15 protein-coding genes are annotated in these 19,270 nt (G+C 67.2%); 11 read left to right on the forward strand and 4 right to left on the reverse strand.

Translation table 11 applies throughout. The annotated features are described in order from the left end of the window. Positions 1 to 45: 45 nt before the first annotated feature. Entirely contained in the window at positions 46 to 2,670 is a 2,625-nt protein-coding gene (gene alaS, locus KHO22_RS18920) for an alanine--tRNA ligase (protein ID WP_211948696.1), read from the reverse strand. Between the two features lie 336 nt (positions 2,671 to 3,006). Here alaS and KHO22_RS18925 point away from each other — a divergent pair, with 336 nt between their 5' ends. The 3 genes from KHO22_RS18925 (at position 3,007) to KHO22_RS18935 (ending at position 5,899) form a co-directional block, all read left to right on the forward strand. After that, positions 3,007 to 4,227, forward strand: coding sequence for a CaiB/BaiF CoA transferase family protein (locus tag KHO22_RS18925; protein WP_211948697.1), 1,221 nt, complete (start codon positions 3,007 to 3,009; stop codon positions 4,225 to 4,227). Between the two features lie 144 nt (positions 4,228 to 4,371). Further along, positions 4,372 to 4,827, forward strand: a complete 456-nt coding sequence (locus KHO22_RS18930; protein ID WP_211948698.1) for a DUF2214 family protein — start codon at positions 4,372 to 4,374, stop codon at positions 4,825 to 4,827. Positions 4,828 to 4,894: 67 nt separating this feature from the next. Beyond that, positions 4,895 to 5,899, forward strand: a complete 1,005-nt coding sequence (locus KHO22_RS18935; protein ID WP_211948699.1) for a tripartite tricarboxylate transporter substrate binding protein — start codon at positions 4,895 to 4,897, stop codon at positions 5,897 to 5,899. 42 nt (positions 5,900 to 5,941) lie between these two features. On the opposite strand, the gene KHO22_RS18940 is transcribed toward KHO22_RS18935, so the two are convergent. Continuing rightward, entirely contained in the window at positions 5,942 to 7,708 is a 1,767-nt protein-coding gene (locus KHO22_RS18940; protein ID WP_211948700.1) for a potassium/proton antiporter, read from the reverse strand. A 349-nt stretch (positions 7,709 to 8,057) separates the two neighbouring features. On the opposite strand from KHO22_RS18940, the gene KHO22_RS18945 reads away from it, so the two are divergent. Together KHO22_RS18945 and KHO22_RS18950 are read left to right on the forward strand one after the other, a co-directional pair. Beyond that, the gene (locus KHO22_RS18945) at positions 8,058 to 8,519 is read left to right on the forward strand and encodes a tripartite tricarboxylate transporter TctB family protein (protein WP_211948701.1); all 462 of its coding nucleotides are present in this window, start codon (positions 8,058 to 8,060) and stop codon (positions 8,517 to 8,519) included. 13 nt (positions 8,520 to 8,532) lie between these two features. Beyond that, positions 8,533 to 10,035 carry a tripartite tricarboxylate transporter permease gene (locus KHO22_RS18950; RefSeq protein WP_211948702.1) on the forward strand — a complete coding sequence of 501 codons (1,503 nt, stop codon included), beginning with the start codon at positions 8,533 to 8,535 and terminating at the stop codon, positions 10,033 to 10,035. Between the two features lie 96 nt (positions 10,036 to 10,131). Here the strand turns inward: KHO22_RS18950 and KHO22_RS18955 are convergent, their stop codons facing one another. Further along, positions 10,132 to 11,025 (reverse strand): LysR substrate-binding domain-containing protein, encoded by an 894-nt coding sequence (locus KHO22_RS18955; protein ID WP_211948703.1) that lies wholly within the window; start codon positions 11,023 to 11,025, stop codon positions 10,132 to 10,134. Between the two features lie 201 nt (positions 11,026 to 11,226). Between KHO22_RS18955 and KHO22_RS18960 the strand changes: the two genes are divergently transcribed. The 4 genes from KHO22_RS18960 (at position 11,227) to KHO22_RS18975 (ending at position 15,525) form a co-directional block, all read left to right on the forward strand. After that, a complete protein-coding gene (locus tag KHO22_RS18960) occupies positions 11,227 to 12,204 on the forward strand; it encodes a Bug family tripartite tricarboxylate transporter substrate binding protein (RefSeq protein WP_211948704.1) in 978 nt (325 codons plus the stop codon). A gap of 56 nt (positions 12,205 to 12,260) precedes the next feature. Next, complete coding sequence (gene ggt, locus KHO22_RS18965; protein WP_211948705.1) at positions 12,261 to 13,886, forward strand: gamma-glutamyltransferase; 1,626 nt, start codon at positions 12,261 to 12,263, stop codon at positions 13,884 to 13,886. Between the two features lie 131 nt (positions 13,887 to 14,017). Next, complete coding sequence (locus tag KHO22_RS18970; protein ID WP_211948706.1) at positions 14,018 to 14,878, forward strand: PhzF family phenazine biosynthesis protein; 861 nt, start codon at positions 14,018 to 14,020, stop codon at positions 14,876 to 14,878. 29 nt (positions 14,879 to 14,907) lie between these two features. After that, positions 14,908 to 15,525 (forward strand): pyridoxamine 5'-phosphate oxidase family protein, encoded by a 618-nt coding sequence (locus tag KHO22_RS18975; protein WP_211948707.1) that lies wholly within the window; start codon positions 14,908 to 14,910, stop codon positions 15,523 to 15,525. A gap of 25 nt (positions 15,526 to 15,550) precedes the next feature. Here KHO22_RS18975 and KHO22_RS18980 read toward each other — a convergent pair whose 3' ends face one another. After that, positions 15,551 to 17,005 carry a CoA transferase gene (locus KHO22_RS18980; RefSeq protein ID WP_211948708.1) on the reverse strand — a complete coding sequence of 485 codons (1,455 nt, stop codon included), beginning with the start codon at positions 17,003 to 17,005 and terminating at the stop codon, positions 15,551 to 15,553. A 254-nt stretch (positions 17,006 to 17,259) separates the two neighbouring features. Between KHO22_RS18980 and KHO22_RS18985 the strand changes: the two genes are divergently transcribed. Then, positions 17,260 to 19,020, forward strand: coding sequence for a glutamine--tRNA ligase/YqeY domain fusion protein (locus KHO22_RS18985; protein WP_211948709.1), 1,761 nt, complete (start codon positions 17,260 to 17,262; stop codon positions 19,018 to 19,020). Then, positions 19,020 to 19,262, forward strand: a complete 243-nt coding sequence (locus KHO22_RS18990) for an RNA-binding S4 domain-containing protein (protein WP_211948710.1) — start codon at positions 19,020 to 19,022, stop codon at positions 19,260 to 19,262. Before KHO22_RS18985 ends, KHO22_RS18990 begins: the two co-directional genes overlap by 1 nt. The last annotated feature ends 8 nt before the right edge of the window (positions 19,263 to 19,270 follow it).

The following is a 19,270-nucleotide window of genomic DNA, read 5'->3' on the forward strand; positions in this document are numbered from 1 at the left end:
ATGAAAAAGGGCGCCGAAGCGCCCTTTTTCATTGCCGGAAAAGCGTCAGACCTTCGCCGACACCCACTCCGCCACGCCGGACAGCGCCTGCGGCAGGTTGGCCGGATCGGTGCCGCCTGCCTGGGCCATGTCGGGACGGCCGCCGCCCTTGCCGCCGACCTGCTGCGCGACAAAGTTGACCAGCTCGCCGGCCTTGACCTTGCCGGTTGCGTCGGCGGTCACGCCGGCGATCAGGCTGACCTTGCCGTCAGCCACGGCAGCCAGCACGATGGCGGCGCTCTGCAGCTTGTCCTTGAGCTTGTCCATGGTCTCGCGCAGCGTCTTCACGTCGGCGCCGTCGAGCTGAGCAGCCAGTACCTTGAGGCCCTTCACGTCGACCGCCTGCGCAGCCAGTTCGTCGCCCTGCGACGAGGCCAGCTTGCTCTTCAGGCGCTCCAGCTCCTTCTCCAGTGCACGGACCTGCTCCTGCACCTGGCCGATGCGCGGCACCAGCTCCGAAGGCTGGGCCTTCAGCGCGGCGGCGGCTTCGTTCAGCCTGGCGTCGAGCTTCTGCAGGTAATGCAGCGCGTTGTCGCCGGTGATCGCTTCCACGCGGCGGATGCCGGCGGCCACGCCGCCTTCCACCACGATCTTGAACAGGCCGATGTCGCCGGTGCGGTGCACGTGGGTGCCGCCGCACAGTTCCTTCGAGGTACCGATCGACAGCACGCGCACGTCATCGGCGTACTTCTCGCCGAACAGCGCCATGGCGCCGCTCTTGACCGCGTCGTCGAACGGCATGACTTCGGCATGCGTGTCCTGGTTGCGCAGGATCTCGGCGTTGACGATCTCCTCGACCCGGCGGATCTGCTCGTCCGTCATCGGCGCGTTGTGCGAGAAGTCGAAGCGGGTCTTGTCGGCATCGACCAGCGAGCCCTTCTGCTGCACGTGGCTGCCCAGCACTTCACGCAGCGCCTTGTGCATCAGGTGGGTGGCCGAGTGGTTGCGCACGGTGCGCGCGCGGCGCAGTGCGTCCACCTGCGGCTGCACGGCATCGCCCACCTTCAGCGCGCCGCCTTGCAGCGTGCCCTGGTGGCCGAACACTTCGGCCTGGATCTTGGTGGTATCGGCCACGGCGAACACGGCATTGCCAGCCTTCAGCACGCCCTGGTCGCCGGCCTGGCCGCCGGACTCGGCGTAGAACGGCGTGTTGTCGAGCACCACCACGCCGGTCTGGCCCGGCTGCATGGCGTCGACCGCGGCACCGTCCACGTACAGCGCGATGACCCTGGCCTGCGGCAGCTCCAGCGTCTCGTAGCCGTGGAACACGGTCTTGTCGCCGGAGTACTCCAGACCCGCGGCCATCTTGAACTTGCCGGCGGCGCGAGCCTGCTCGCGCTGGCGGTTCATGGCGGCGTCGAACGCGGCCTCGTCCACGGCGATTTCCTGCTCGCGGCAGACGTCCTGCGTCAGGTCCAGCGGGAAGCCGAAGGTGTCGTGCAGCTTGAACGCCAGTTCGCCGTCGAGCGTCTTGCCGCCCTTGAGCTTCAGGTCGGCCAGCGCGGCGTCGAGGATCGACATGCCGTTCTCGATGGTCTCGAAGAAGCGCTCTTCCTCGGCCTTCAGCACTTCGGTCACGCGGCCCTGGGCTTCTGCCAGTTCCGGGTAGGCCTGGCCCATCTGCGCGACCAGGTCGGCCACCAGCTTGTGGAAGAACGGGGTCTTCTGGCCCAGCTTGTAGCCGTGGCGGATGGCGCGTCGCACGATACGGCGCAGCACGTAGCCGCGGCCTTCGTTGCCGGGGATCACGCCGTCGACGATCAGGAACGAGCACGCCCGGATATGGTCGGCGATGACCTTCAGCGAGTTCTGGTTCAGGTTGTCGCAGTGCGTTTCACGCGCGGCGGCCTTGATCAGCGCCTGGAACAGGTCGATCTCGTAGTTGCTGTGCACGTGCTGCAGCACCGCGGCAATGCGCTCCAGGCCCATGCCGGTGTCCACGCACGGCTTGGGCAGCGGCGTCATATTGCCCTGCTCGTCGCGGTTGAACTGCATGAACACCAGGTTCCACACCTCGATGTAGCGGTCGCCGTCTTCCTCGGGCGATCCCGGGGGGCCGCCCCACACGTCCGGGCCGTGGTCGAAGAAGATCTCCGAGCACGGGCCGCACGGGCCGGTGTCGGCCATCTGCCAGAAGTTGTCCGAGGCGTAGCGCGCGCCCTTGTTGTCGCCGATGCGCACGATCCGCTCGGCCGGCACGCCGACTTCCTTCGCCCAGATGTCGTAGGCTTCGTCGTCCTCGGCGTAGACCGTCACCCACAGCTTCTCCGCCGGCAGCTGGTAGACCTTGGTCAGCAGTTCCCACGCGTACTGGATGGCTTCGCGCTTGAAGTAGTCGCCGAACGAGAAGTTGCCCAGCATCTCGAAGAACGTATGGTGGCGGGCGGTGTAGCCCACGTTCTCCAGGTCATTGTGCTTGCCGCCCGCACGCACCGAACGCTGCGCCGAGGTGGCGCGGGTGTACGCGCGCTTGTCGGTGCCCAGGAACACGTCCTTGAACTGCACCATGCCGGAATTGGTGAACAGCAGCGTCGGGTCGTTCGCCGGCACCAGGCTGGACGAGCGGACCACGGTATGGCCCTTCGATTCGAAGTACTGCAGGAACTTGCTGCGAATGTCGGAGACTTTCATGGGATGGCGGACGCTTCCCGCGGCATGCAGGGCGCGACGAATCAGTGTTGGTTTTGCAAACCGTTGATTATACGGGCAAGCCAGCCCCAAAAGGACACGACGGGGACACGACGGGGACACGACGGGGACATGGCTGGGACATGGCGGCCGCGCCGGAGACGGCGCCGCGGCGCCGGCCGGCTATCGCCCAATTCCGGCGACGGAAAGCGCCGCAAGGGGCACTTGCAAACTCGTGTGCTTCGACCCCGGTGGTACATTGCTGGCTGTCCGCGCCGGCCGCGCCGCCGGCCCGGCAATCCCCCTTTACACCCCTGCATCCGGAGCCCCCTCACTGCCATGGGAGCCTTAAGCCATCTCCGCGTCCTCGACCTGACCCGCGTCCTCGCCGGGCCATGGTGCGCCCAGAACCTTGCCGATTTCGGCGCCGACGTCATCAAGATCGAGCGGCCCGGCGCCGGCGACGACACCCGCACCTGGGGACCGCCGTGGCTCAAGGCGGAGGACGGCAGCGACACCGCCGAGGCCGCCTACTACCTCGCCGCCAACCGCAACAAGCGCTCGGTGACGTGCGATATCTCCTCGCCCGAAGGCCAGCAGCTGGTGCGCGAGCTGGCCGCGCAGAGCGATGTGGTGCTCGAGAACTACAAGGTCGGCCAGTTGAAGAAGTACGGCCTGGACTATGAGTCGCTGAAGGCAGTGAAACCCGACATCATCTACTGCTCGGTGACCGGCTTCGGCCAGAGCGGCCCGTATGCGGCCCGGCCCGGCTACGACTTCATCATCCAGGGCATGGGCGGCTTCATGAGCCTGACCGGCGAGCGCGACGACCTGCCCGGCGGCGGCCCGCAGAAGGCCGGCGTGGCCATTTCCGACCTGATGACCGGCCAGTACGCCACCATCGCCGTGCTGGCTGCCCTGGCGCACCGCGAGCGCACCGGCGAAGGCCAGTACATCGACATGGCCCTGCTGGACGTGCAGGTCGCGATGCTGGCCAACATGAACACCAACTACCTGGCCAGCGGCCAGGCGCCGCGCCGCTGGGGCAATGCGCACCCGAACATCGTGCCCTACCAGACCTTCCAGGCCGCCGACGGCTGGCTGATCGTCGCGGTCGGCAATGACGGGCAGTTCCGCAAGTTCGTCAACGACGGCGGCCAGCCGGAACTGGCGGACGATCCGCGCTTTGCCACCAACCCGCAGCGCGTGGCCAACCGCGACGTGCTGGTGCCGATCCTGGCCGACATGGTCCGCACGCGCACGCGCGCCCAGTGGATCCGCGACCTGGAAGCCGCCGGCGTGCCGTGCGGCCCGATCAACTCGCTCGACGAAGTCTTCGAGGACGAACAGGTCAAGGCGCGCGGCCTGCGCGTGGACCTGCCCCACCCGAGCGCCGGCGAGGTCAAGCTGGTGGGCAGCCCGATCAAGATGAGCGTCACGCCGCCCGAGGCGCTGCGCCATCCGCCGCTGCTCGGCGAGCACACTGACACGGTACTGACCGAGTCGCTCGGCTATAGCGCCGAGCAGATCGCTGCCCTGCGCGCCAAGGGCGTGGTATAAGAGCCACTTGCGCCGGAACCGGCGCAAGCAGTTGTTGATCAGTCGTCCCCCGAAGCTGTTCCGCGCGGCCGGCACTGCCTGCGCCCGACGCCCCGGCGGGCCCGGGCCCGGCTACTCGCGTCGGCGGACCCACCCGGAGATTCCATGCTGACCGATGCCCTGCTGGCCTTCTTCCACTTCCTGGCCATCTTCGTCCTGATCACGCTGATGGCCGCCGAGGCCGTGGCGCTGCGCCCCGATCTCACGCCGGCCACGGTGCGCCGGCTGTCGGTCTACGACGGCGTGTATTTCCTGTCCGCGATGGCGGTGCTGGCGACCGGCCTGCTGCGCCTGTTCTACGGCGCCAAGGGCGCGGACTTCTACCTGCACAACCCGTGGTTCCACGCGAAGATGACGGTGTTCGTCGTCATCGCGCTGTGCTCGCTGCCGCCGACGTTCGCGATCTCGCGCTGGCGCAAGCAAAGCCGCAAGCTGCCCGATTTCGTGCCACCCCCGTCCGAGATCAGGAAGGCCCGCCGCTGGGTCATGATCGAAGCCCACCTGGTGATCCTGCTGCCGCTGTGCGCCGTGATGATGGCGCGCGGCATCGGGGCCAGGTAAAGCGCTGCAAATTCCGCGCTGCAATTTCCGCGCCGCAATTTCCGATTTCCATTCCCCTGAAGTCCCCATGCTGAAGAAGCTGCTCGCCGCCACCGTACTGGCGGCAATCCTGCCCGCCACGGCCGCCGTCGCGGCCACGCCGGCCACTGCCTACCCGACCAAGCCGATCAGGTTCGTGGTGCCCTACCCGGCCGGCGGCCCGCTCGACACGGTCGCGCGCGCCATCGGCGAGAAGCTGCGCGACAGCCTCGGCCAGCCGGTCGTGGTCGAGAACAAGCCCGGCGCCGGCGGCAACCTCGGCGCGGACTACGTCGCCAAGCAGCCGGCCGACGGCTACACCATCGTCATGGGCGCGGTGGCCACGCACGCCATCAACCCGACGCTGTTCAGCAAGATGCCGTATGACCCGGTGAAGGATTTCGCGCCGGTCACGCTGGTGGCGGACGTGCCCAATGTCCTCGTGATGCATCCGGGGAAGGCTGCGGAGCTGCATATCAACAATGTGCGCGAACTGGTCGAGTACGCGCGCAGGCACCCGGGCAAGCTGGACTATGCATCCGGCGGCAACGGCAGCGCCGGCCACCTGTCGGGCGAGCTGTTCAAGAGCATGGCGAAGGTCAGCATGGTCCATATCCCGTACAACGGCGCAGCGCCCGCACAGTTGTCGGTGCTGTCGGGCCAGACCGACCTGATCTTCGACAACCTGGCCTCGGCCTCGGCCAATATCAAGGCCGGCAAGCTGAAGGCGTTCGCGGTCACCACCGCCAGCCGCGCGGCCGCCCTCCCGGAACTGCCGACCATCGCCGAAGCCGGCAAGGGCCTGGGGCTGGAAGGCTTTGACATTTCCACGTGGTTCGGCGTGTTCGCTCCGGCGAACACCCCGCGCGAGATCGTCGACCGGCTCAACCACGATATCGTCGCCATCCTGAAGACCGACGACATGAAGGCGCGGCTCGCTCGCATCGGCGCCCAGCCCGCGCCCACCACGCCGGAACAGTTCGGCGCGCTGGTGCAGCGCGAACTGAAGAAGTACGCGCAGATCGTGCGCGTATCGGGCGCAAAGGTCGATTGATGGCCTAAGAACCCATGCCCCTTCCTCATCCTGAAATGGGTTCTAAACCTGGCGCTTGCGGCGGACGCCCCAGCGCCGGATGCCCGTGGCGCTTTCGGTGCGGGGCAGCAGCAGGCCAACCTGGATGATGCGCGGCCCTTCCATGCGCGCCGCGATCAGGTGCAGGCCGGCGATCACGACGCTGTCGCCCTCCACCGGCGGCGAGATGAAGCTGGCCTGCATGGCGTCGGCGAGCGTCAGCGGGTACTCGGCGGCCGTCAACGCCTGTTCGCCGTAAAGCGCTGCCACATCGCGCAGGAACGCGTCGCCCGAGAGCAGGAAATCGTGCGACGCCTGCTCCCACGCCGGCGCCGTGCCGGGCGCCTGGAACATGGCCGCGAGCCGGGGCAGCACCGTGGCGGGTGCCATCACCGCCACCGTGTCGCCGGCGCGCAGCACGGTCTGCTCATGCGGCGCGAGCGCGTCGTCGCGTGCGACCGTCAACAGGCGGCAACTGGGCGGCAACTCAAGCTGGTCGGCCCGTACATTCTCGACCGGCGCGTTGACGCTGACCCGGAACTGCATGACCTCCAGCGTCGGCCCATGGACCCCGCGCAGGCGTGAGCGCGCCAGCGGCTCCGGAAACCCCGGACGCAGCACCCTGGCCAGGCGCGCGGCCGGCCTCACTGTCGTCCCCTGCAGCAGCAGGCTGGCCAGGACCACGGCAAACGCCACGCGGAAGATCAGGCCGGACTCCGGCAAGCCGCGCAGCAAGGGAAACAGCGACAGCACGATGGGCACGGCGCCGCGCAGGCCCATCCAGGCAATGAAGCCCTTCTCGCCCAGGTTCAGCCGGAACGGCAGCAAGGCAAGGAACACGGCCGCAGGCCGGGCCACCAGCATCAGGAAGGCGGCCACCGCGACCGCGGGCAGCGCAATCTCCCAGATCCGGTGCGGCGCCACCAGCAGGCCAAGCAGCAAGAACATGGCGGACTGGGCCAGCCAGGCCATGCCGTCCATCGCGCGCATGGTGTCCGGCGTGACGGCGCGGTCCCGGTTGCCGACCAGCATGCCGGCCAGGTACACCGCCAGGAAGCCGCTGCCGCCCAGGCTCTGCGTGACGGCAAAGATCATCGCGCCTCCGGAGCAGATCAGGATGGCGTGCAGGCCTTCCGCGACCTCGATGCGCTCGAGCACATGGGCGAGGCAGTAGCCAAGCCCAAGCCCGAGGACCGCGCCGACGCCGAACTGCACGGTTAGCCGCATCGCAAGGGCCATCGGCGTCAGTCCGTTGGGCGCCGCGATCCATTCCATCAGGGTCAGCGTCAGGAAAATCGCCATCGGGTCGTTGATGCCCGATTCGATCTCGAGCACGCTCGCTACACGATCCTTGAGGCGGATACCGCTGCTGTGCAGCGTCGAAAAGACCGCGGCAGCGTCGGTGGAGCCTACGATGGCGCCCAGCAGCAGGCCGAGCTTCCAGTCGATGTCCAGGATCCACGCCGCGAACAGGCCGACCAGGCCGGCCGTCACCAGGACACCCACGGTAGCCAGCGCCAGCGAGGGCCGCAGGGCCACGCGGAAGGTGGCGTAGCTGGTCCGCAGGCCGCCATCGAGCAGGATCACGGCAAGCGCCAGGTTGCCGACCAGGAAGCTGAGCCAGGTATTGGAGAAGCGGATGCCGCCCGGGCCATCCACGCCGGCCAGCATGCCCACCGCCAGGAACACGAGCAGGAACGGCACGCCCGCGCGCGCGGAGAAGGCGCCCACCACGATGCCCAGGGACATCACGACGGCGCCAATCAGGATGACGTGGTCGACGCTTTCCACCCGGTGCCCTTTCTACCTTTCGGTACCTTACAGCCAGTGCCGCCACAGCCACCCGGCAACGCCGGGCGGAGCCTGTCTGATGATAGCTCAGCACCCCGCGCACCTGTGTGCGCAGGCCCGCCCGATCCCCCGCCAGCCCGCCTCCAGTCTCGCTTTGCCGCTTTTAAGCGCGATCTCACTAGGGGATACCCTCAGCATGACCAAGTTTGCAGACATCTGAAAGGTAGCTGAAAGGTCGCACCCTTACCTTGCACCCTGCCCGCGAAGAGGCCCGGGCAGTGCGTCCGCTTATTGCACCGCACCACCGGCGCCCGGCAGATTTCAAGCAGTCTTATCGAGGAGAATCATTTTGCGCATACGTAGCCAAAAGGACTTTGCCTCCGGCCTGATGTTCATCCTGGTCGGATTCGGCTTTTCCTGGGTCGCACGCGGCTATTCCATGGGAACCGCCGCAAAGATGGGGCCGGGATACTTCCCGTTCTGGCTGGGCGTCGTGCTCGCCCTGCTGGGCGCGCTGGTGCTGTGGGGCTCGCTGTCTGCCAAGGCGGAAGAGGACCACCTGGCCCGCTGGGACATCAAGTCGCTGTTGTGGATCCTGGGTGCTGTCGTGCTGTTCGGCCTGATGCTCAAGCCGCTGGGCATGGTGCTGTCGGTGCTGGTGCTGGTGCTGGTGTCGTCGATGGCCAGCCACGAATTCAGCTGGAAGGGCGCCGTGCTCAACTCGATCATCCTGGTGGTGATCAGCCTGGGCGCGTTCGTGTACGGCATCAACCTGCAGATGCCGGTGTGGCCGGCCTTCCTGGCAAGCTAAGGAGACCGCCAACATGGAACTACTCTCCAACCTGGGACTGGGCTTTGCTACCGCCCTCTCCTTCCAGAACCTCGCCTACGCCTTCCTGGGCTGCGTGCTGGGTACCCTGATCGGCGTGCTGCCGGGCCTGGGGCCGCTGGCCACCATCGCCATGCTGCTGCCGGTGACCTACACGCTGCCGCCGGTGGCCGCGCTGATCATGCTGGCCGGCATCTACTACGGTGCGCAATACGGCGGCTCGACCACTGCGATTCTGGTGAACCTGCCTGGTGAATCGTCGTCCGTGGTGACCACCATCGACGGCTACCAGATGGCAAGACGAGGGCGAGCAGGCGTGGCACTGGCCACAGCCGGCCTGGGCTCGTTCTTCGCCGGCTGCGTGGCCACGCTGATCCTGGCCGCCTTTGCCGCCCCGCTGTCGGAACTGGCGTTCAAGTTCGGCCCCGCCGAGTACTTCTCGCTGATGGTGCTGGGCCTGATCGGCGCCGTGGTGCTGGCTTCGGGTTCGCTGGTCAAGGCGATCTCGATGATCGTGCTGGGCCTGCTGCTCGGCCTGGTCGGTACCGACGTGAACTCGGGCGCCGCGCGCTTCTCGTTCGACGTGCCAGAGCTGACCGACGGCCTGAACTTCGTGTCGGTGGCGATGGGCGTGTTCGGCTTCGCGGAAATCATCGCGAACCTGGAACAGAAGGAAAACCGCGAAACCTTCACCGACCACATCACCAACCTGTTCCCGACCAAGGCAGACTTCAAGCGCATGATCCCGGCTGTGCTGCGTGGCACGGTGCTGGGCTCGGCACTGGGTATCCTGCCGGGCGGCGGTGCGGCGCTGGCGTCGTTCGCGGCCTACTCGCTGGAGAAGAAGACTTCGAAATACGCGCATGAGTTCGGCAAGGGCGCGATCGAAGGCGTGGCAGGTCCGGAATCGGCCAACAACGCCGCGGCGCAGACCTCCTTCATCCCGCTGCTGACGCTGGGCATTCCGCCCAACGCGGTGATGGCGCTGATGGTGGGTGCGATGACCATCCACAACATCCAGCCCGGCCCGCAGGTCATGACCAGCAACCCGGCGCTGTTCTGGGGCCTGATCGCCTCGATGTGGATCGGCAACCTGATGCTGATCGTGCTGAACCTGCCGCTGATCGGCATCTGGGTGAAGCTGCTGAAGGTGCCTTACCGCTACCTGTACCCGGCCATTCTGGTGTTCTGCTGCATCGGCGTGTACTCGGTCCAGAACACCACCTTCGACGTGTTCCAGACTGCTGCGTTCGGCGTGATCGGCTACCTGTTCATCAAGCTCAAGTGCGAACCTGCGCCGTTGCTGCTGGGTTTCGTGCTGGGGCCGATGATGGAAGAGAACTTCCGCCGCTCGCTGCTGCTGTCGCGTGGTGACTTCAGCGTGTTCGTGACCCGTCCGCTGTCGATGGGCCTGCTGATCGCCGCCGCGGTGCTGGTGCTGATCGTGGCCTCGCCGTCGATCAAGGCCAAGCGCGAGGAAGCGTTCCAGGAAGAATAAGAAGCAAGACCGCCGGCCACGGGCCGCCGGTCTGCAATGCAGTGCAATGCTGGGGGCGTCGAAAGGCGCCCCCTTTTTGTTTGCGCGCGCCGCCCGTCACGCAGTTTCTCCGCCAAACAACTCCGCGCAGGCCGTCCTGATCGCACCGGTCACATGTCCCCTGCCATGGTCGCGCCGCTCGAGCATGCCGATGGTCCGCATGACAGGCTCACCGTTGACCAGCAACGGCAGGATGCGCAGCGCCGCATCATTGCGCCAGCGCGCGCGCTGCAGCAGCGGCACCACGGTCACGCCCACCTCCTGCCGTACGAGTTCGACGAGTGCCTCGATCGAATTCAGCTCCAGGAACTCGTTGACCCGCAGGTGCGCGCGGCGCAGCGCACGCTCGACCAGCATGCCGGTGCGCTGGCTGCGGTCGAAACGCAGGTAGGGATTCGCCGCCAGCGCTTCGCGCACGTCCTGCCCGGCACTGCCCTGCGCGGCAATGGCGACCAGCGGTTCATGGTAGAGCGGCGTCCAGCGCAACGTGCCGGGCATCCGCGCGGCGCCCTCGACCAGGATGGCGGCATCGAGTTCGCCCGACTCGACCATCGCCGCGAGTTCGATGGACTTGGCCCCGACCAGCCTGACTTCCAGCGCCGGATAGGCGCGCTTCATGCGCGCCACGACGTGCGACAGCCCCCCCATCACGGACACCACGGCCCCCACGGCCACCGCGCCGGCCATGGCTTCGGGCTGGGCCTGCGGCAGGCGCATTTCGTCATACAGCGCGAGCAGGTGGCGCGCGCGCGGCAATAGCGCGCGCCCGTCGGCATTGAGGACCGCGACGCGCCCGTTGCGGTCGAACAGTTCGCGGCGCAGCTCGGTTTCCAGCGAGCGCATCTGCAGGCTCACCGCTGCCTGCGTAAGCGCCACGTGGCCCGCAGCGGCGGCGAAGGATCCATGTTCGGCTACGGCAACAAAGGTACGCAGGAATCGGATTGTGCTCATCGGGACACCAGAAAAAAAAGCGGCCATCGGGCGGTCGCGACTCACAAGAAAAACTTGTGTCAAGGAAAAGAAATATTAGCTTTCTTTGTGATACCGGGCGCGGAATAATAATGCGCAGGCACCCGCGAAGCCACGCGCCTCCCGGTCTGCCGGCCCTGACGCTGTTCCGCTGACCTGATTCGCCCGATTCCGGAGAACCGAATGAAATCCTGGCTGCGCCTGCTCGGCTTCGGCCTTGCCTCTGGCCTTTGCCTGGCCGCCACGCCGGCCCTGGCCGACAACTACCCAAGCAAGCCGATCCGCCTGATCGTGCCGTTCCCTGCCAGCGGCGCCACCGACCTGCTCGCGCGCGCCATTGCGCAGAAGGTAGGCGCCAATATCGGGCAGCAGATCGTGGTGGACAACCGTCCCGGCGCGGGCGGTGCCATCGGCTCGGACATGGCGGCGAAGGCGCCCCCTGACGGCTACACGCTGCTGATCGCCACGACCAGCACGCATTCGATCGGCCCGTACATCAACACGCGCCTGCCCTACAACACCGAATCCGACTTCACGCCGGTCGGCCAGGTCGCCATCGCCACCAACGTGCTGGTGGTGCCCAACAGCCTGCCGGTCAGGAATGTGCGAGAACTGATCGACTACGCGAAGAAGCACCCTGGCGAACTGAACTACGCTTCCAGCGGCAACGGCACCGTCGTGCACCTGACCGCAGAGGCCTTCAAGGCCCAGGCTGGCGTGTTCATCACGCACATCCCCTACCGCGGCACGGCGCTCGCGGTACCGGACCTGATCTCGGGCAAGGTGCAGGTGCTGTTCGACAGCATCGTGTCCGGCCTGCCGCATGTGAAGGACGGCAAGCTGAAGGCGCTGGCCGTGACCAGTCTGAAGCGTTCGCCGCTGGCACCGGAGATCCCGACAGCCAGCGAATCGGGCCTGCCGGGCTTTGAATCCGACACCTGGTTCGGCATCTACGGCCCGAAAGGCATGCCGGCCGACATCGTCAACCGGCTCAATGCCGAATTCAACAAGGCCATCCAGTCGCAGGACGTGAAGGACCGTCTTGCCAAGCTGGGCGCCGAGCCGGTCGGCGGCACGCCGGCACAGTTCGCGGCCATGGTGAAGAAGGACAGCGCCCGCTGGGGCAAGCTCATCAAGGATCGCAAGATCACGGCAGAATAGCGTGATGCCGCGGCCGGCCCGCATCAGGCCGGCTGCCACGAGACAACGGACAAGACATGCAGAACTTCGACTGGACCAACCCCTACCCCTCCGTGCGCATTCCGCTGTTCGCGCGCAACGTGGTGTCGACCTCGCACCCGCTCGCCGCGCAGGCTGGCCTGCGCATGCTGCTCAAGGGTGGCAATGCCGTGGATGCGGCCATCGCGGCCGCGGCGGCGATCACCATCGTCGAGCCCGTGTCCTGCGGCCTGGGCAGCGATGCCTTCGCCATCCTGTGGGACGGCAAGGAACTGCATGGCCTGAACTCCTCGGGCGTGGCGCCGGCGGCCTGGAGCCCCGAGTATTTCAGCGGCAAGTACGGTACCGGCGCCAACGGCCTGGCCAATCGCCCGGTGCGCGGCTGGGATTCGGTCACCGTGCCCGGCGTCGTTGCCGGCTGGGCGGCGCTGCACGAGCGCTTCGGCAAACTGCCGTTCGCCGACCTGATGGAACCTGCCATCGAGATCGCGGAGCGCGGCTACGCGATGCCACCCGTGGTCGCTCACAAGTGGGCCGCGGCTGTCCCCGAGCTGAAGGATCAGCCCGGCTTTGCCGACACCTTCATGCCCAACGGCCGCGCGCCGCGGGTGGGCGAGAAATTCACGATGAAGGCCGCCGCCGACACGCTGCGCAAGATCGGCGAGACGCGTGGCCGCGCCTACTACGAAGGCGAGATTGCCGAGAAGATCGCCGCCTTCAGCAAGCAGTGTGGCGGCGCCATGACGCTGGACGACCTGCGCAACTACCGGCCCGACTGGGTCAAGCCGATCAGCAAGTCCTATCGCGGCTACGAGTTGCATGAGATCCCGCCGAACGGCCAGGGTATCGCGGCGTTGATTGCGCTGGGCATCCTGGACCAGTTCGACGTGAGCGCCCTGCCCGTGGACTCGGTCGATTCCCAGCACCTGCAGATCGAAGCCATGAAGCTGGCGTTCGCCGACCTCTACCGCTACGTGGCCGACCCGCGCAGCATGGAAGTCACGCCCGAGCAGATGCTGGATGACGCCTACCTGAAGTCGCGCGCGAAGCTGATCGACATGCAGCGCGCCACGCACTTCAATTTCGGCATGCCCAAGGTCGGCGGCACCATCTACCTGACCGCGGCCGACGAGAACGGCATGATGATCTCGTTCATCCAGTCCAACTACATGGGCTTCGGCTCGGGCGTGGTGGTGCCGGGTACCGGCATCAGCCTGCAGAACCGCGGCGTGGGCTTCTCGATGGATCCGAAGTCCGCCAACGTGGTGGCGGGCGGCAAGCGGCCGTTCCATACCATCATCCCGGCCTTCCTGACGCGCGACGGCCAGCCGGTGATGAGCTTCGGCGTGATGGGCGGCGACATGCAGCCGCAAGGCCACCTGCAGACGGTGGTCCGCATGCTCGACTACAAGCAGCAGCCGCAGGCGGCCTGCTGCGCGCCGCGCTGGAAGGTCAACCGCGACTTCACGCTGGACGTGGAGGGCACCATGGATCCGGCGACGGTCGAGGGCCTGAAGGCGCGCGGCCACCAGCTCAAGTCGGTGGAAGATCCGTACATGGACTTTGGCTCGGGACAGTTCATCTGGCGCCTGTCGGACGACGCCGAGCATGGCTACGTCGCCGCCAGCGACAGCCGGCGCGACGGACAAGCCGTCGGCTACTGACCGCCGTCCCCGCGACGGCAAAAACCATCGCCGCCGGCGGGAACTGGCCCGCCGGACGGCAGCGAAACTGTCCATGGCACCGCGATGGCGGGCGGCTACACTGTGGTGCAATCCCGCCTGCAGAGACCACCATGACCACCTACGCGTTTCGCCTGCTCAACGTCTTCGCCGAATCCACGTTTGGCGGCAATCCGCTGTGCGTCTTCGAGGATGCCCGCGGCATGGACGACGCCACCATGCAAGCGCTGGCGCTGCAGTTCAACCTGTCCGAAACCACCTTCATCCTGCCTTCGGAGCGTGCGCATGCGCAGGTACGGATCTTTACACCCGGCTACGAAATGCGCTTTGCGGGGCATCCCACGCTCGGCACCGCGCACGTGGTGCGAGACCTGGCCGCGAGTGGCGACCGGCTGACGCTCGAATTCAAGGCTGGCGTCGTGCCGGTCGAGGCCAGCGGCGATGTCTGGACCTTTACGGCCCCGCACGCCGGCCCGCCGAAGACCGCTGCGGTCAACCTGCCCGATGCGGAAATGGCGGCACTGCTCGGACTGGAAGCGCACGACCTGCTGGCCTCGCCGATGTGGGTCGATACCGGTGCGGACCAGTTGCTGGTCGGGGTCCGCAGCACGGACGCCGTGCAGCGGGCCCGGCCGGACACGGCACGGCTGGAGCAATGGCCGCAGAGCAGCCTGGGCCGCAAGACCGCCTATGTGTTTGCCTTTGATCCAACCCGGCCGGGCCGCGTGCTCGCGCGGTATTTCTTCAGCAAGCAAGGGGGCGGGGTGGCGGAAGACCCGGGCACCGGGTCCGCGTGCGCCAATCTCGGCGGATGGCTGCTGGCCAATGCGCACGTGCTGCCCGCCGAGTACGAAGTCGACCAGGGTGCCTCCGTCGACCGCCCCTGTACATTGCGGCTGGCCGTGACCGCGGCGGGCGCGATCCGTGTCGGCGGGCGCGTGATCGAAATCGGCCGCGGCACGGTCACGCTGTAACGCGAGCCCACTCCTTCTAGATCGTCCCCATGGATCCGCACACCATCGCCACGCTCGCTGAACTCGAAGCGCTGTATGCCCGGCCGGCCGCGCCATCCCTTGCCAAGGAGGTCGACTACCTGCATCCGCACTACCGCGCCTTTGTCGAAGCGGCGCCGCTGTGCCTGCTTTCGACGGTCGGCAAGGACGTTGCGGAGTGCTCGCCGCGCGGCGACGCGCCCGGCTTCGTCCAGGTGCTGGACGAACGCACGCTGCTGATGCCCGACCGCCGCGGCAACAACCGCATCGACAGCCTGCGCAATATCGTCGCCGACCCGCGCGTGGGATTGCTGTTCCTGATCCCGGGCATCAACGAGACACTGCGCATCAACGGCACGGCGCGGATATCGGTCGCCCCGGACTTGCTTGCCCGGTGCGAGGTCGAGGGCAAGACCCCCGTGTCGGTACTGGTCATCCACGTCCAGGCCGTGTTCTTCCAGTGCGCCCGCGCGCTGCTGCGTTCGAGGGTGTGGGACGCCGGTTCCCGGCGTCCGCGCAACAGCCTGCCCAGCAATGGCGAGATCCTGGCCGCGCTGAGCCGCAACGCGATCGACGGGGAAGCCTACGACCGCGAACTGCCCGAGCGGCTGCGCACCACGCTCTACTAGGAGCGGATCGGCGCCTGACTGAGCATTAGCCGCGCGGCATCCACTCCGGCACGTGGGTGCCGAGCGGTTCCGATGGCAGTGCCCAATGGGCCGGCGTCTCCGACAACCGCGCCGCATGCCGCACCACGGTCAGCATGCCGAAGCCCGAGGGCAAGACCTCCAGCAGGTCGGCCACGTCATCGATCTTTTGTTCGGGCTCCTGCAACCCGGCCGGCACTCGGCCCAGGCTCCGCAACCACTGCCCGACCTGTGCCAGCGACACCCGCACGTGCCAGCTGCCGCCCTCGGTGGCGCGCCGGTGCAGCGCCGCCATGGCGCCGAACGCGAGCAGATAGCCGGCTGCGTGGTCGAGCACCTGGGCCGGCAACGGATGTGGCGCATCCTCCCCGGCAGCGTGGGCCTCGGCATGGTTGAAACCCGTGGCCGTCTGCACCAGCGAATCGAATCCCCGTTTGCCCGACCATGGGCCGACATGGCCATAGGCACTCAGCGACACATAGACGAGGCCAGGCCGTGCACGCGCCGCCGCCTCCGGGCCAACGCCGAGTTCCGCGAGGCCGCCGGGCCGGTAGCCCTGGATCATGACGTCAGCGCCGTGCAGCAGCTTGTGCAGCGTGCGCTTGTCGTCGGGATCGCGCAGGTCGAGCTCGCAGTTGCGCTTGCCGCGGCCGGTATCGATGACCAGCGGCGCAATCGACGGCAGGTGTGCCGCCGTGACCAGCAGTACGTCGGCGCCATGTGCCGCCAGCGTGCGCCCGGCCACCGGGCCCGCAATGATCCGCGTGAAATCGAGGACCCGGACCCCGGAAAGCGGCCGGCTTTCGGCCGAAGACAGCGCGGGAAGCGCGGGCAGTGGCTGGGGCGGCGCTTCGCCGATCCGCTCCAGCGTCACCGGCGGCAGCCCGCGCAACGCCTCGGCCTGCGGGTGCCGGTCCCATTCATCGAAGCTGCGCATGGCCGCGACCACCAGGCCGGCATCGGAAGCCGTGGCTTCGAACGCCTCGGCTTCCCACTTGCCTAGCGCCGCCTGCACGGCGGCCTTGTCGTGGGCGCAGCCGAGCAGGCGCAGCACGCCGTCGCGGTGGTGCGGGAAATTGGTATGCAGCCGGACCCAGCAGCCATCGCCGCAGCGGTAGACGCCGGCGATCCTGTCCCACAACTCCGGCGCCGGGCCACCGTCCACGCGCAGGTAGCGTTCGCTGCGGAACTCGGTGATGGCGTGGCGCATGTCCACGGCCACCTGCTGCCAGCGTCCGGTGCGCTGCTGCCAAAGCGCCGCAGCGGCCAGGGCCGAGGCTGCCAGGCTGGCCTGCGCCGCGGTGCCGACGGCAAAGCTGGACGGAAGCACCGGATCGGCGCCCGTCAGATCAAGGTGGCCCAGCGCTTCGGCAGGCAGCCCGGCGCCTTGCCACAAGGCGGCGGCGACACTGGCGGGAGCGGCGGAAGCGGAAGCGGAAGCGGTATCGAGACTGGCAGTCATGGCGGCAAACCCCGAAAAAATGGCGGATGGCGCGAGGCCAGCCGGCCGGTGAACGTTCGGCCTCCATGCTACCCCCGGACGTCACTTTCGGCTGCCTCGGCGTGCCGGCCGGACAGCCCCGGACACAAAAGCGGGCACAAATCCGCCATGCTCGCGCCGAGTGGCGCCGCTGGCACGGTAAAATCACGAAATTGGCAATCCGCCACGCAACACTGAAGACCAAGCGGTCCATCCAGCCGCCAAACGGCGCCACCATGAGCCACGACAACAAGCCTACCGACAGCACGCCCGCCTCGCCCGCAGCCTCCAACTTTCTGCGGAGCATCATCGACCAGGACCTCGCCGCCGGCACCTACGCCGGCCGCCAGGACAGCCAGGGCGAACCGCTGCCGACCGTCATCACCCGTTTCCCGCCGGAGCCCAACGGCTATCTGCATATCGGCCACGCCAAGAGCATCTGCCTGAACTTCGGCCTGGCCCGCGACTACGGCGGCCGTTGCCACCTGCGCTTCGATGACACCAACCCGGTCAAGGAAGACACCGAATACGTCGACTCGATCATCGACGCGGTGCACTGGCTGGGCTTCTCCTGGGACAACAAGACCCCGGGCGGCCAGCCGCACCTGCACTATGCAAGCGACTACTTCGATCAGCTCTACGCGTTCGCCGAGAAGCTGATCGAGCGCGGCGCCGCCTACATCGACAGCCAGAGCGCCGAGCAGATGGCCGCCAACCGCGGCAATTTCTCCGAGCCGGGCAAGCCTTCGCCGTTCCGCGACCGCAGCGTCGAGGAAAACCTGCAGCTGTTCCGCGACATGCGCGACGGCAAGTACAAGGACGGCGAGCACGTGCTGCGCGCGAAGATCGACATGGCCGCGCCGAACATCGTCATGCGCGACCCGGTGCTGTACCGCATCCGCCATGCGCACCACCACCGCACGGGCGACAAGTGGTGCATCTACCCGATGTACGACTTCACGCACTGCATTTCGGATGCGATCGAGAACATCTCGCATTCGCTGTGCACGCTGGAGTTCGAGAACAACCGCCCGCTGTACGACTGGGTGCTCGAGCATCTGCGCGACTGCGGCGTGTTCCGCGATCCGCTGCCGCACCAGTATGAATTCGCGCGCCTGAACCTGACCTACGCCATCACCAGCAAGCGCAAGCTCAAGCAGCTCGTGGACGAGCAGCGCGTGGACGGCTGGGACGATCCGCGCATGCCGACCATCGTCGGTATCCGCCGCCGCGGCTATACGCCGGAATCGATCCAGCTGTTCTGCGACCGCGTCGGCGTGGCCAAGGCCGACAGCTGGATCGACATGAGCACGCTCGAAGGCTCGGTGCGCGATGACCTGGACGGACTCGCCGCACGCGGCGTGGCCGTGCTCGACCCGCTCAAGCTGATCCTGGACAACTACCCCGAAGGCCAGACCGAGGAATGCTCGGCGCCCGTCCACCCGAAGAAGCCGGAACTGGGCAAGCGCGTGTTCCCGATCTCGCGCGAGCTGTGGATCGAGCGCGAGGACTTCAACGAGAACCCGCCGAAGGGCTATTTCCGCCTGTTCCCGGGCAACAAGGTGCGCCTGAAGTACGGCTACGTGATCGAGTGCACCGGGGTGGACAAGGACGCCGACGGCAACGTCGTGGCCGTGCATGCCAACTACCTGCCGGACACCAAGAGCGGTACGCCGGGCGCGGACAGCGTCAAGGTCAAGGGCGTGATCCACTGGGTCAGCGCCGCAGCCGCCTATGAGTGCGAAGTGCGCCTGTACGACCGCCTGTTCAACGACCCGAACCCGGATGCCGGCGGCAAGAACTTCCTGGAAGCGCTGAACCCGCACTCGAAGAAGGTCGTCACCGCCTACCTGGAGCCGAGCCTGCGCGACGCCAAATCGGAAGACCGTTTCCAGTTCGAGCGCCACGGCTACTTCGTCGCCGACCGCATCGATTCGCAGCCGGGCAAGCCAGTCTTCAACCGCATCGTCGGGCTGAAAGACAGCTGGGGCAAGTGATGGCAAAGGCAGGCAAGTCACAGGTGCAGGTCATTACGTTCCCGCTCGATCGCGAGTTCATCGCGCTCAATGACCTGCTCAAGCTGGCGGGCGTCTGCGACAGTGGCGGCGCCGGCAAGGCGCTGGTCGCTGCCGGCGAGGTCTCGGTGGACGGCGAGCCCGAATCGCGCAAGACTGCGAAGATTCGCGCCGGCCAGGTGGTCAGCCTGTCCGGGATCGACATCCGGGTGGTCGCGGCCTGACGGCTGGC

The organism is Cupriavidus yeoncheonensis (genome assembly GCF_905397275.1).
Taxonomy (GTDB): domain Bacteria; phylum Pseudomonadota; class Gammaproteobacteria; order Burkholderiales; family Burkholderiaceae; genus Cupriavidus; species Cupriavidus yeoncheonensis.

What these genes read in the sequence shown, in the direction of transcription:
- KHO22_RS18960 (WP_211948704.1), top strand. Translation starts at nt 11,227, where the DNA reads ATGAAATCCTGGCTGCGCCTGCTCGGCTTCGGCCTTGCCTCTGGCCTT.
- alaS (WP_211948696.1), bottom strand. Translation starts at nt 2,670, where the DNA reads ATGAAAGTCTCCGACATTCGCAGCAAGTTCCTGCAGTACTTCGAATCG.
- ggt (WP_211948705.1), top strand. Translation starts at nt 12,261, where the DNA reads ATGCAGAACTTCGACTGGACCAACCCCTACCCCTCCGTGCGCATTCCG.
- KHO22_RS18935 (WP_211948699.1), top strand. Translation starts at nt 4,895, where the DNA reads ATGCTGAAGAAGCTGCTCGCCGCCACCGTACTGGCGGCAATCCTGCCC.
- KHO22_RS18985 (WP_211948709.1), top strand. Translation starts at nt 17,260, where the DNA reads ATGAGCCACGACAACAAGCCTACCGACAGCACGCCCGCCTCGCCCGCA.
- KHO22_RS18990 (WP_211948710.1), top strand. Translation starts at nt 19,020, where the DNA reads ATGGCAAAGGCAGGCAAGTCACAGGTGCAGGTCATTACGTTCCCGCTC.
- KHO22_RS18950 (WP_211948702.1), top strand. Translation starts at nt 8,533, where the DNA reads ATGGAACTACTCTCCAACCTGGGACTGGGCTTTGCTACCGCCCTCTCC.
- KHO22_RS18980 (WP_211948708.1), bottom strand. Translation starts at nt 17,005, where the DNA reads ATGACTGCCAGTCTCGATACCGCTTCCGCTTCCGCTTCCGCCGCTCCC.
- KHO22_RS18955 (WP_211948703.1), bottom strand. Translation starts at nt 11,025, where the DNA reads ATGAGCACAATCCGATTCCTGCGTACCTTTGTTGCCGTAGCCGAACAT.
- KHO22_RS18970 (WP_211948706.1), top strand. Translation starts at nt 14,018, where the DNA reads ATGACCACCTACGCGTTTCGCCTGCTCAACGTCTTCGCCGAATCCACG.
- KHO22_RS18975 (WP_211948707.1), top strand. Translation starts at nt 14,908, where the DNA reads ATGGATCCGCACACCATCGCCACGCTCGCTGAACTCGAAGCGCTGTAT.
- KHO22_RS18930 (WP_211948698.1), top strand. Translation starts at nt 4,372, where the DNA reads ATGCTGACCGATGCCCTGCTGGCCTTCTTCCACTTCCTGGCCATCTTC.
- KHO22_RS18925 (WP_211948697.1), top strand. Translation starts at nt 3,007, where the DNA reads ATGGGAGCCTTAAGCCATCTCCGCGTCCTCGACCTGACCCGCGTCCTC.